Genomic DNA, 12,345 nt, shown 5'->3' on the forward strand with positions numbered 1-12,345 from the left:
GCACCCTGAACGCATCACGCAAGACACCCCGCACCAAGCACCCTCGCCAGCGATTAAGGAATCACCCACGATAGCGCAACGTCACCGCCTCCTGCCCCTCTACCTCGCGCAGGGCGATGAGCAGATCGTCGCTGGGCGACACCCGCCAGGGATCACCCAGTTCCAGCACGCCGCTGGCCTGGGGATTGCGGTAACGCACGCGTACCGGCAACCCTTGGGGATCACGCCACCGCGTGAGGCTATCTTGCAAACTGCGCGCAAAACGTCCATTGAGACGCGTGCCATCTAGCGCGAGTTCCACGGCCTCGCCATAGCGCGTGCGCGCATCGACCATCGGCGTCACTTCCTTGCCACGCAGGCGCAGGCCGCCCGAATAATCGTCGCTGCTCACTTCGCCCTCGATAATCAGGACATCATCGGCGCCGAGCTTGCCACGCATCTGCTCGTACATCTCGCCAAACAGCGAGGCCTCGATACGGCCGGTACGGTCGTCCAGGGTGATGAACGCCATGGTATCGCCGCGCTTGGATTTCATGGTGCGCATGGCCACCACCAGGCCCGCGACACGCTGCGACTCGCCGCGCAAGGGTTTCAGATCGACGATGCGCGTCGACACGAAACGCTTGAGCTCGCTTTCGTATTCGTCGATGGGGTGGCCCGTCAGATACAGGCCCAGAGTGTCCTTCTCACCGGCCAGGCGCTCCTTGTCGGTCCACTCGCGGGCATAGTGGTAATCGGCATAGACATCGCCGCTTTCCGGTTCGACGAAGGCATCGCCGAACATGTCGATCATCCCAGCGCTGGCATTGGCATGGCTCTGCGACGCCGCCTTGAGCGCGGCATCCAGCGACGCCATCAATACCGCCCGGGACGGCCCCAGGTTATCCAACGCACCCGAGCGGATCAGGGCTTCCAAGGTGCGCTTGTTGAGGCGTTTGGCGTCGACACGGCGGCAAAAATCGAACAGATCGTCGAAGGCACCGTCGGCCTCGCGCGCCTCGACGATCGCCCCGATGGGCCCTTCGCCGACGCCGCGAATCGCGCCCAGGCCATAGACGACACGGTTCTGTTCGTCGACGGTGAACTTGTAGCTGCCCATATTGACGTCCGGCGGCGTGACCGTCAGCCCCTGCTTGCGACATTCCTCGATCAGCGGCACGACCTTGTCGAGGTTGTCCATCTCGGTGGACAGCACCGCCGCCATGAAGGGCGCGGGGTAATGCGCCTTGAGCCACGCCGTCTGATACGAGACCAGACCGTAGGCCGCCGAGTGCGACTTGTTGAACCCGTAACCGGCGAATTTCTCCACCAGATCGAAGAGGTTGCCGGCGAGATCCTGGTCGATACCGTTGGCCGCACAGCCCTCCATGAAACCGGCGCGCTGCTTGGCCATCTCCTCGGGCTTCTTCTTGCCCATGGCGCGGCGCAGCATGTCCGCCTGGCCCAGGCTGTAGCCTGCCATCACCTGGGCGATCTGCATCACCTGCTCTTGATAGAGGATGATGCCGTAGGTAGGGCCGAGTACTGGCTCGAGCAGCTCGTGCTGATACTCCGGATGCGGGTAGGCGACCTCGGCGCGGCCATGCTTGCGATTGATGAAGTCGTCGACCATGCCGGATTGCAGCGGCCCCGGACGGAACAACGCCACCAGGGCGATCATGTCCTCCAGCGAGTCAGGCTCCAGACGCTTGATCAACTCCTTCATGCCGCGTGATTCGAGCTGGAAGACCGCCGTGGTCTCGGCCTTCTTGAGCATATCGAAGGTAGGCACGTCATCCAGCGGGATCGAAGCGATATCCAGCGGCCCCTGCCCTTCGCGGGCGCGCACCGTATCGACCATCTCCAACGCCCAGTCGATGATGGTCAGCGTACGCAGCCCCAGGAAGTCGAACTTGACCAGCCCGGCTTCCTCGATGTCGTTCTTGTCGTACTGCACCACCAGCCCGCTGCCGTCTTCCTCGCACAAAAGCGGCGAGAAATCGGTCAGCTTGGTGGGCGCAATCACCACCCCGCCGGCGTGCTTGCCGGTGCCGCGGGTAATACCCTCGAGCTTGAGCGCCATGTCCCAGATTTCCTGGGATTCCTCATCGTTGTCGAGATATTCCTTGAGCGCCGGCTCCTGCTCGATAGCCTTGGACAAGGTCATGCCGACCTCGAAGGGGATCAGCTTGGAGAGCTTGTCGCCCATCGAATACGGCTTGCCCTGGGCACGCGCCACGTCACGCACCACGGCCTTGGCAGCCATGGTGCCGAAGGTCACGATCTGTGAGACGGCATCTCGCCCGTAACGGCTGGCCACATACTCGATGACCCGGTCGCGCTTCTCCATGCAGAAATCGACGTCGAAGTCGGGCATCGACACACGTTCCGGATTGAGGAAGCGTTCGAACAGCAGGTCGTACTCGAGCGGATCCAGGTCGGTGATCTTGAGTGCGTAGGCGACCAGCGAGCCGGCCCCCGAGCCACGCCCCGGCCCCACCGGAATGTCGTTTTCCTTGGCCCACTGGATGAAGTCCATGACGATCAGGAAGTACCCGGGGAAGCCCATTTCGAGGATGATATTGAGCTCGAAATCGAGCCGCTCGCGATAAGTCCCCTCGTGCTCACTGAGATCGCGCCCGGGGTAGATGGGCGTCTCGCCGGTGAAGAGCTTCTCGAGCCGCTCGGTGAGGCCGTCGTGAGAGATCTTGCGGAAGAAGCTCTCCATGGTCATGCCATCCGGCACCGGGTACTCGGGCAGGAAGATTTCACCCAGCGGCACGTCGACGTTGCAGCGCGCGGCGATCATCACGCTATTTTCCAGCGCCTCGGGAAGATCGGCGAACAGCTCAGCCATTTCCTGCGGGCTCTTCAGGTACTGCTCTTCGCTGTAACGGCGTTCGCGGCGCGGATCGTCGAGCGCTTTACCCTCGCCGATCGCCACCCGCGTTTCGTGAGCCCAGAATTCCTCGCGGCTCAAGAAGCGCACGTCATTGGTCGCCACCACCGGTGTCTGAGTCTCGGCTGCCAGTGCCACCGAGAGATGCAGACATTCCTCGTCGTGCTCACGCCCGGTGCGCTGGACTTCCAGATAAAACCGCCCAGGAAAAGCAGCATTCCAGGCATCGCATAGTTCCCGCGCCGCCTGGCCGTGTTCGGTCAGAAGGTGACGTCCGATCTCTCCTTCCCGAGCACCGGACAAGGCGATCAGTCCCGCGCTGCGCGCGAAGATCCATTCCTTCTTGAGGATGCCCTGGCCGCGCTGCTGACCTTCGCTCCAGCCCTGCGAGATCAGTTCGGTGAGGTGGCGGTAGCCGTCGTTGTCCATCGCCAACAGCGTCACGCGGTAGGGATGCGTCTCGTCGTGGGGATTCTCCAACCACAGATCGGCACCGATGATCGGCTTGAGTCCCGCGTCCTGGGCGCCCTTGTAGGCCTTGACCAGGCCGAACATATTGGAATCGTCGGTCACGGCCACGGCGGGCATGCCGCCCTTGGCCGTCGCTTCGATCAGCGGCTTCAAGCGCACCAGGCCATCGACCAGGGAATATTCACTGTGCACGCGCAGATGAACGAAAGGCGTAGTCATGACGAGCTCTTGAGACGAAACGGACGATGCCGCCCGGGCGACATCTTCCTGAATGAATTGGGTAACGATGTGATGTGACGCTATACCGACAGCCACTGCTTGACCGGCGCAAACGAGCGGCGATGCTCCTCGAGCGGCCCCAGGCGCTCGAGCGCCTCGCGGTGCTCACGGGTAGGATAGCCCTTGTGGCGCGCAAACCCATACTCGGGATAGCGCTCGTGCAGCGCGAGCATCTGCGCGTCGCGCGTCACCTTGGCCAGAATCGAGGCGGCGCCGATGGCCTCATGGCGCTGGTCGCCCTTGACCGCGCACTGCCCTGGCACATGATGCCCCGGCATCCGATTACCGTCCACCAGCAGATATTCCGCCGCCACCGGCAGGGCGTCGATGGCCCGCCGCATGGCCAGATGCGTGGCGTGGTAGATGTTGAGAGTGTCGATCTCGGCGGGCGATGCTTCGCCCACCGCGAAGGCCGTGGCGTGTTGGCGAATGGCCTCGGCCAATGCCAGACGGCGTTTTTCGCTGAGGGTCTTGGAGTCGGCCAACCCTTCGATGGGACGCGCCGGGTCGAGAATCACCGCAGCCGCCACTACGCTACCCACCAGGGGACCGCGCCCGACTTCATCGACGCCCGCCAGGCACGTGCCCTGATAATCGATCACCAACGGTGGTAGCCCCGTCATGCGTTGTCCTCCTGTAGCGGCAAGCGGCCGTGAGTAATCAGGCCGTCGATGGCCTCGGCGGCACGCTCGCTGGCGCCGCGTTGGAGCGTGGCGTGCAAGTCAACAAAACGCGCCTCCATCGCCTGGCGCATGGTATCGTCGCCAAGCCATTCGAGCAGCGCCTTGCCGATCGCCTCATGACTGGCAGCCTCCTGTATCAGCTCGGGCACCAGCGTCTCCTGGGCGATAAGATTGGGCAGCGAGATCCAATCGGTCTTGACCATGCGCTTGGCCAACCAGTGCGTAGTAGGCGCCATCTTGTAGGCCACCACCATGGGACGATGACAGAGCATGGCTTCGAGCGCAGCGGTTCCAGAGGCGAGCAGCACCGCATCGGCAGCGGTCATCGCCTGGCGCGACTCGCCATCGTACAAGACGACGCTATCGCGGGCCGGATGCTCGGCCAGTAGTACCTCGAGTTCCTTGCGACGCGCCGGGGATGCCGCCGGCACGATCACTTGCAGGTCGGGGAGGCGTTCGCGCAACCAGGCGACGCTATCCAGGAACGTCGGCCCCAGGAAGCGGATTTCATTACCCCGTGAACCCGGCAACAACGCCAGCAGCGGCGCCGTGGACGATAATCCAAGCGCGGCGCGGGCCGCCTGGCGATCGTTGACCAGCGGTAGTTCATCGGCCAGCGGATGCCCGACGAAGGCCACCGGCACGTCATGACGCGCGTAAAAGGCCGCCTCGAAGGGCAGGAAGGTGAGCATGGCATCGACCGACTGGGCGATGGACTTCACCCGGCCCTGGCGCCATGCCCAGACCGAGGGGCTGACGTAATGCACGGTGGGGATGCCGGTGTCACGCAATTGGCGTTCGAGCCCCAGGTTGAAGTCGGGCGCATCGATGCCGATCATCGCGTCCGGCTCCCAGGCCAGGGCATCACGCCGCAAATGACGCCGGACCTTGATCAGCCCCGGCAGGTGCTTGAGAACCTCGACCAACCCCATGACCGAGAGCGTCTCCAGCGGATAAAGCGAGTGCAAACCTTCGGCGAGCATGCGCGGGCCGCCGATACCGCGAAACTCGGCGTCGGGATGACGACGCTTCAGCGCCTGCATCAAACCGGCGCCGAGGATATCGCCCGACAGCTCTCCCGCGACCAGGTAGATACGCATGACGTGCCTCGTTCAGCGCGTGATGCCGCGCTGGGACTCCTTCAGCGACGCCAGGAACGTCGCAACTTCCGGGCCGTCGAAATCGTTTTCGATACGCTCCAGCGCTTGCTCCATGGTCAAACCCTGGCGATAAACGGTGCGGTAGGCTTCGCCCAGCGCGCGCAGGGCCTCGCGCGAAAAGCCGCGGCGCTTGAGTCCCACCAGATTGAGCCCATGGGCCTGCGCCGGGTTGCCGTTGACGATGATATAGGCCGGCACGTCCTTGGTGATGATCGAGCCGCCGCCACACATGGCATGGGTACCGATATGGCAGAACTGATGGATCGCCGAGAGGCCACCGAGAATGGCATGGTCGCCAATGGTGACATGCCCAGCCAGGGTCGCCTGATTGGCGAGGATGCAATCATCGCCGATCACGCAGTCATGCCCGACATGCGCATAGGCCATGAAGAGGTTGCGCGAGCCGATGATGGTCGCTTCCTTGTCCTGGACCGTACCGCGATGCAGGGTCGCACCCTCGCGCACGACGTTATCGTCGCCCATTTCCAGACGGGTGGCTTCTCCGGCGTATTTCTTGTCCTGACAGTCCTCCCCCACGGAGGCGAACTGAAAGATCCGATTGCGCTTTCCCAAGCGGGTGGGTCCCTTGAGCACCACGTGTGGACCGATCACCGTGCCTTCCCCGATTTCCACTTCGGGGCCAATCACGCTGAACGGGCCGACATCGACGTCATCGGGTACACGCGCACTGGGGTCAACGATGGCGGTGGGATGAATCAAGCGACTTTCCTCTCGGCACAGATGATCTCGGCTTCGCAGGCTAGCTCGCCGTCAACCGTCGCACGGCAGGCGAATTTCCAGATCCCGCGCTTGCCCTTGATGACGATGGCTTCCAGGCGCAGTTGATCGCCCGGCATCACCGGACGCTTGAAGCGCACGTTATCACTTCCTACAAGATAATAGACATAACCGTCGGCGGGCATCTTGTTGACGGTCTTGAAACCCAGGATACCGCATGCCTGCGCCATGGCTTCGATGATCAACACGCCGGGCATGATGGGATGATGCGGGAAATGCCCATTGAAAAATGGCTCGTTGACGCTGACATTCTTGCAGGCGACGATCGACTCGCCGACCGTGATCTCCATGACGCGATCCACCAGCAAGAACGGATAACGGTGCGGTAGATACTCACGGATCTCGTTGATGTCCATTACCATCGATACAACCTCTGAAATAACGAAGTGCCTGTCATGGTGACGAACAGGCACACAAGACGGAGTGCTCCGCCTATCTGGATGGGGCGAGAAGTATACAGGTCCGCTTCCTCGCTGGCAGCCATCAGCCTTGGGTAACGTCCGGAGTATCCCGTTCCAGACGCGCCAGACGCTTGGCGAGATCGTCGAGCTGCTTGAAGCGCACCGCGTTCTTGCGCCACAAGCCATTGGGCATCGCACCCGTTCCCGAAGAATAAACCCCGGGCTCGTGAATGGAGTTAGTGACAAGACTCATGCCAGTAACCTGAACGCCATCGCAAATCGTCAGGTGCCCCGAGAGGCCTACGCCGCCCCCCAGCATGCAGTGGCGTCCCACGCGGGTCGAGCCCGCGATTCCTACGCACCCCGCCAGGGCGCTATGATCGCCGACCTGCACGTTGTGAGCGATCTGCACCTGGCTGTCGATCTTGACGTCATCGCCGATCAACGTATCACCCAGTGCACCGCGGTCGATGCTCGAGCAGCTACCGATTTCGACGTCGTCGCCCACGATGACGCCACCCAGCTGCGCGATCTTGTGCCAGCCTTGGCCATCATGAGCGAAACCGAAGCCATCAGCGCCCACCACACAGCCACTGTGCAAGATGGCACGCAGACCGATACTCACGCCGTGATAGACGGTGACGTTGGCATGCAGCCGGGTATCGGCGCCGATCTCGCTATCCGCCCCAACGATACAACCTGGGCCGATCACGCAGCCATTACCGATGACGGCGCCGGCGTCGATCACGCACTGCGGGCCGATCGAAACACGCTCACCGAGACGCGCGCTTTCGGCAACCACCGCACTGGGATGAACGCCTTCCGGCGCCTGCCCCGCCAGCGGATCGAAAAGCCTCGATAGCTCGGCGTAACCGAGATAAGGGTTGTCGAGCTCGAGCCGCGCGCATGGCACCTCGGCGCCATGCCCCGGATGCACCAGCACGGCGGCCGCACGCGTGTCGGGCAAGTATTTGAGATAGGTCTTGTTGGCCAGGAACGTAATGTCGTTCGGGCCCGCATCGAGTAATGTCGCCAGGCCGGTGACGCGATGATCGCTATCGCCGACCAAACGGGCCTCAAGACGTTCGGCCAGTTCACCGAGCGTGAAGGCGCAAGGAGTAAGGGTCTTCATGTGCGCTTGGAACCGCTAGCCATGGGCGCCATCGGCACCCCATGGGCTCAATTGAGCGAGTTAAAGATGCGGGTAACTTCCTCGGTGACGTCGAGGCTATCCTCTGAATACACCACCGCATCACGATCCACCACGAGGTCCAGGTCATGCTCTTCGACGACCTGTTCGACGGCGCGATCGAGCTTGGGCTTGGCCGACTGCATGAAGGACTGTTCCTTTTCCTGCTGCATGCGCTGAATCTGCTGACGCAACTGCTGGAACTCGGAGCCTTTTTCACGCAACTCTTGTTGAGCGCTGCTGCGATCGGAATCGGACATCACCGCGCCATCTTGCTGGAGCTGCTGTTGCAGCTGCTGCAATTCCTCGCTGAGTGACTCGGCACGCTGCTTCTTGTCGCCGATCTGATTCTTGAGCTCGTTCATCGAACGCTGGGCGGCGTCCGAATCCAGCAACGCCTGGCGCCAATCGATAACGCCAACCTCGTTCGCCATGGCCGGCATGGACAGCACACTCATCACCCCAAGACATAGGGCACCCGTCAATTTGCGCATCACACCCTCTCCTTGATTCGTTATGGTCACTCGGTGCGGCGGTCACGCCGCCGCACTTGGCGCATGACGCTGTGTCAGCCTGCTTTAGAAGGTCTGACCCAGCGAGAATTGAAAGACCTGAGTATCGTCACCGTCTTCGTCGCTTAGCGGCTTGGCAACACTGAAGGTCAACGGTCCCACCGGGGTCAGCCAGGAAAGTCCTAGCCCGACGCTATAGCGCAAGTCACCCATATCCACACCACTACTGCAGCTAGAACTACTACCTCCCGGCACATCGTAGCAATCGGTCAGGTAGGTGTTACCAGCATCGAAGAAGACACTGGTCTGCAGCGAGCGGCGGTCCTCGACCCAAGGGAAGGGGTAGATCAACTCGGCCGAGCCTTCGACGAGTACGTTACCCCCCAGGGTGTCATCGTCCCCGTCATTACGCGGCGTAGTATCCGGCCCCAGCGTATTGCTGGAGAAGCCGCGTACCGAGCCCAGTCCACCCGCGTAGAAATTTTCGTAAAACGGGTAGGCATCGTCACCGACGGTGTCCGCATAGCCCACGTTAGTACTGAATTTCAGTGACCACTCGGGACGGAACTCAAACAGCTTCTGGGCTTCATAGCGCGTCTTGTAGTACTGCGTATCGCTTCCCGGCATCGCAGCCTCCAGCGACAGTTCCTGATAGCTGCCGTCGGTGGGCATGATGCCGCGATTGAGGTTATTACGCGTCCAACTGGCGGTGAGCTTGTAGTTCATGAAGTCCTCACCCTCGTCGTCCGTGTACTGGACGATTTCGGCAGGCGTATCGCGATAGGTATCGAGCGACAGGTCCTCGATGCCGACGCCGAAGTTCAGCCGTGACAGATCGTTGATCGGATAGCCGAAGTTGACGCTACCCCCGATGGCATCCGAGGAATAGGTCGAGATGTCATCGAAGTCTTCGTAATCGGTCTCGCGATAATAAAGATTATAGCCGCGCGAGATGCCATCCAGCGTCCAGTAGGGATCAGTGTAGCCGAAGTTGAGGTTGGTGAAATAATCACCCTTCTGCGCATTGACGTTGACGCGATTGCCGGTACCCAGGAAGTTGCTCTGGGACAACGACGCACCATAGATGACCCCGGCGCTCTGCGAGTAGCCCAGGCTGGCCGAGACCGACCCGGACGGCTGCTCCTCGACGTTGTAGGTCACATCGAGCTGGTCGGACTCATCGGAGACGGGACGCGTTTCGACATCCACCGAGCGGAAGAAACCGAGACGCTCCAGACGCTCGCGGGATTGACTGATCTGGTCGGTGGAGGCCGGCGCACCTTCCATCTGGACCATCTCGCGACGCAGCACTTCGTCTTGGGTGGTGGTATTGCCCTCGAAATTGATGCGCCGCACATAGGCACGCCGCCCCGGTTCGACCTGGAAGGTGACATCCACGGTACCGCCGTCGGCATCGACCTCGGGCACGCTGTCGATCTCGGCGAAGGCGAACCCTTCGGCGCCGAGGCGCTTGCGCAAGGCTTCGGAAGACTCGGTCATCGCGCTTTGCGAGTAATATTCGCCGGGTTCGGCGGTCACCAGCTCACGCGCCTCGCTTTCGTCGATCTTGAGATCGCCTGCAAAGCGAATCTCGTCGAGTTTATAGCGCTTGCCTTCATCGACATTGATATTGATGAAGATATCGGACTTGTCGGGGCTGATCGACACTTGCGACGAGGTGATATCGAAATTGACGTAGCCGCGGTCCAGGTAGAAGGAACGTAGCGTCTCGAGATCGCCCGACAGCTTGTCGCGAGAATATTCATCGTCGGAAAACCAGCCAAAGAACCAGCCCGGTTTGTCTTCCAACGCGAACAAGTCACGCAGGGTATCGTCGTCGAAATCTTGATTGCCGACGAAGTTGATCTGGTGAATCTTGGCGACCGCACCCTCGTTGATATCGATATCGACTTCGACGCGGTTGTTGTCGAGCTCCTCGACGCTGGTCTCGATATTGGCGCTATAACGTCCTTGGGATTGGTAAAGCCGCTCGAGCTCACGCTGCACCTCATCGAGCGTCGAGCGCTGCAGTACCTGGCCTTCATCGAGCCCGGCCTCGGTCATGCCCTTGCGAAGATCCTCATCGGCCACCTGAGAGTTGCCGTTGAGCTCGATGCTGGCGATGGTGGGGCGCTCGACCACGTTGACGATCAATACATCGCCATCACGCGACAGCTCGATGTCGTCGAAGAGGCCGGTATCGAACAGTTCCTGCGACGCCTCGGCCAATTCACGGTCATCGACCTGGTCGCGCGCACTGACTGGAAAGGCATTGAACACCGATGCCGGCGATACGCGCTGCAGCCCTTCCACGCGAATATCTGAAATCTCGAAGGGGGCCGCCAGTGCCGCGGGAGTCGCGGTCAGCAGCAGCGCCGCCAATCCGATGGTCTTGATCTTCATGCAGTCGATTCGCTTTTCTCGAGTCCGCCCGCTCATGGAACAGGCACCTTATACATTTCCCTGGGTGACTGGCAAGGTCGTCCCCCGCCTTGCCGTGACACCCGGGTCGCTCATCCTTGCGGCCGATGACCGCTTACGACATGCCATTGATGGCCCATATTAAGGCCCGTTGGCGGTCCGTCTTGCAACGACGTCCCTACAGACGCATCAAATCGAAATACAACGCCATCAACATCAACGAGCCCACCAAGGCGACACCGATACGCAATCCAAAGGCTTGCACCGCCTCGGGCACCGGACGCCCCCGCACCGCTTCGATCAGGTAGTAAACCAAGTGACCACCGTCAAGCACGGGAATCGGCAAGAGATTGAGAACCCCCAGGCTGATCGATAAATAGGCCAGGAAGCTGATGAAGCTTTCCACGCCATTACGCGCGGAATCGCCCGCGATGCGTGCAATCGTCACCGGACCCGACAGATTGGAGGGCGAGATCAACCCAACCAGCATCTTGCGGATCGAATCCAGCGTGAGCAAGCTCATCTCGCCGGTCTTGCCCACCGCTTCACCGATGGCGTCCAGCGGCCCATACCGAATCTCGCGCCGGTAACGCTCGGGCCACTCGGTGGTTTGTACCCCCACGCCGATGTAACCCATCGCCGTGCCGTCTTCCTGCTCGCGCGTGGCCGGCGTCAACTCCACATCGCGGCGCTCACCGTCACGCTCGACTCGCAATGCAAGTGTCTTGCCGGGGTTGTCACGCACACGTTCGACGAATGCCATCCAATCCTCGATGCCGACACCGTCGACACTGACGATGCGGTCGCCACTCTGCAGTCCGGCCTTTTGGGCACGCCCATCATCCAGCACCTCCCCCAACACGGCGGGCATCTCGGGACGCCACGGCGTCACCCCCAAAGTAGCCAGGGGGCGTGGCGGGTCCTGGCGTACCAACCAGTCGCTGACCGGCACACGATGACGCTCCGGCGAAGCCGTCTCGGAATCACGCGTCGTGACCTCGAGCTCGCCGTTGGCGCCAATGGCCGCCACCAATTTGAGATTGACGTCTCCCCAGGATGGCGTGCGCTCGCCCTCGACGGCCACGATTTCCTGCCCGGACTGCAAACCGCCCTGGGCGGCTGGCGAATCTGCAGCAATGTCGCCGATCACCGGCGCCACCGTGGTCGTGCCATAGACGAACAGCACCCAATAGGCGACGAAGGCGAGCAGAAAGTTAGCCAGCGGTCCAGCCGATACGATGGCGATGCGTGCCCAGACACTCTTGCGATTGAACGCCTGCGCCTGCTCCTCCGGTGCCACCGGGCCCTCACGCTCGTCGAGCATCTTGACGTAGCCACCCAGCGGTATCGCGGCCACGGCGAACTCCGTGCCATGACGATCTACACGCGACCATAGCGGCTTGCCGAAGCCCACCGAGAAACGCAGCACCTTGACACCACAACGCCGCGCCACCCAGAAATGGCCGTATTCGTGGAAGGTGATCAACAACCCCAGTACCACGATGACCGCCAGCAGATTCTCAATCACGCCCATGGGAGTCGCTCTCCTTCCT

Annotated in this window: 9 protein-coding genes; all 9 read right to left on the minus strand. The window is 61.6% G+C overall.

The window, feature by feature from the left end; all coding sequences use genetic code 11:
* Positions 1–61: 61 nt before the first annotated feature.
* Positions 62–3,568 (minus strand): DNA polymerase III subunit alpha, encoded by a 3,507-nt coding sequence (dnaE, locus tag L1073_RS09740; protein WP_246898835.1) that lies wholly within the window; start codon positions 3,566–3,568, stop codon positions 62–64.
* Between the two features lie 80 nt (positions 3,569–3,648).
* Entirely contained in the window at positions 3,649–4,251 is a 603-nt protein-coding gene (gene rnhB / locus L1073_RS09745; protein ID WP_246898837.1) for a ribonuclease HII, read from the minus strand.
* Positions 4,248–5,411 (minus strand): lipid-A-disaccharide synthase, encoded by a 1,164-nt coding sequence (lpxB, locus tag L1073_RS09750; protein WP_246898839.1) that lies wholly within the window; start codon positions 5,409–5,411, stop codon positions 4,248–4,250. Before lpxB ends, rnhB begins: the two co-directional genes overlap by 4 nt.
* Positions 5,412–5,423: 12 nt before the next feature.
* Positions 5,424–6,191: an acyl-ACP--UDP-N-acetylglucosamine O-acyltransferase gene (gene lpxA, locus L1073_RS09755; RefSeq protein ID WP_246898841.1), complete on the minus strand. Its 768-nt coding sequence runs from the start codon at positions 6,189–6,191 to the stop codon at positions 5,424–5,426.
* Entirely contained in the window at positions 6,188–6,631 is a 444-nt protein-coding gene (gene fabZ / locus L1073_RS09760) for a 3-hydroxyacyl-ACP dehydratase FabZ (RefSeq protein ID WP_246898842.1), read from the minus strand. Before fabZ ends, lpxA begins: the two co-directional genes overlap by 4 nt.
* 121 nt (positions 6,632–6,752) lie before the next feature.
* The gene (gene lpxD / locus L1073_RS09765; RefSeq protein ID WP_246898844.1) at positions 6,753–7,802 is read right to left on the minus strand and encodes a UDP-3-O-(3-hydroxymyristoyl)glucosamine N-acyltransferase; all 1,050 of its coding nucleotides are present in this window, start codon (positions 7,800–7,802) and stop codon (positions 6,753–6,755) included.
* 47 nt (positions 7,803–7,849) lie between these two features.
* Positions 7,850–8,353, minus strand: a complete 504-nt coding sequence (locus L1073_RS09770; protein WP_246898845.1) for an OmpH/Skp family outer membrane protein — start codon at positions 8,351–8,353, stop codon at positions 7,850–7,852.
* 84 nt (positions 8,354–8,437) lie between these two features.
* Positions 8,438–10,774, minus strand: a complete 2,337-nt coding sequence (gene bamA, locus L1073_RS09775) for an outer membrane protein assembly factor BamA (RefSeq protein WP_425531577.1) — start codon at positions 10,772–10,774, stop codon at positions 8,438–8,440.
* Positions 10,775–10,970: 196 nt separating this feature from the next.
* A complete protein-coding gene (gene rseP / locus L1073_RS09780) occupies positions 10,971–12,326 on the minus strand; it encodes a sigma E protease regulator RseP (RefSeq protein ID WP_246898849.1) in 1,356 nt (451 codons plus the stop codon).
* Positions 12,327–12,345 lie beyond the last annotated feature (19 nt).

Source organism: Chromohalobacter nigrandesensis (genome assembly GCF_023061285.1).
Lineage (GTDB): Bacteria > Pseudomonadota > Gammaproteobacteria > Pseudomonadales > Halomonadaceae > Chromohalobacter > Chromohalobacter nigrandesensis.